1 protein-coding gene is annotated in these 262 nt (G+C 35.5%); it reads right to left on the bottom strand.

What is annotated here, in order from left to right:
• A partial coding sequence (locus FDW96_RS22090) for a hypothetical protein (RefSeq protein WP_212732928.1) occupies positions 1-222 on the bottom strand: 222 nt, incomplete at its 3' end.
• Positions 223-262: the final 40 nt, after the last annotated feature.

Here is a 262-nt window from a genome sequence, read left to right as displayed (position 1 = left end):
AACAAAGTCAACCGCTTCTTCAATAGCGTCAGCAAATGGAGTTTTGCCAGCTGATTTGGCTTTTGTAGTAATCTTTTTGATTTTTTTGACGTCTGCTTCTTTTTCAATTGATTTAAAACCGTTTGTTCCGTCACCCTCAATAAGCGCAAGGTCAACAATTTTATTAACAATAGCTTGTGTAAGTTCCGCTACAATCAAGTTGTAAAGTTCAGAATATGACATTTGAAGTCGTTTAACACGTTCAGCAAGTGATTGCAATTTA

Source organism: Citrobacter sp. TBCS-15, assembly GCF_005280815.1.
GTDB classification, from domain to species: Bacteria; Pseudomonadota; Gammaproteobacteria; order Enterobacterales; family Enterobacteriaceae; genus Citrobacter; species Citrobacter werkmanii.
The sequence above is the reverse complement of the archived record's forward strand: the minus strand, read 5'-3'. Positions and strand labels throughout refer to the sequence as shown.